Annotated in this window: 1 pseudogene; it reads left to right on the top strand. The window is 36.6% G+C overall.

What is annotated here, in order from left to right:
* A pseudogene (locus ON15_RS11865) lies at positions 1–232 on the top strand (ISL3 family transposase); the annotation flags it as partial.

Here is a 232-nt window from a genome sequence, read left to right on the forward strand (position 1 = left end):
CCAAAGCTGTTGGTTTGCCTGCAGCTGGTGTTACTAATATTCTTTGTATTCGCAAACAAAAGTTTATTTGCCCTAAATCCAAAAAGTGTCCCCAAGTCATCACCAAAATTGCTAAAGTTGCTGGCATTCAACCTAAAAATCAAATTTCTGATGCAGTTAAATATCGTGCCATTATTGAACTGGGAAAAAACATTTCTCGAACTGATATTGCTGAAAATTATGCCATCTCTCC

The sequence above is a fragment of the Liquorilactobacillus vini DSM 20605 genome, from assembly GCF_000255495.1.
GTDB classification, from domain to species: domain Bacteria; phylum Bacillota; class Bacilli; order Lactobacillales; family Lactobacillaceae; genus Liquorilactobacillus; species Liquorilactobacillus vini.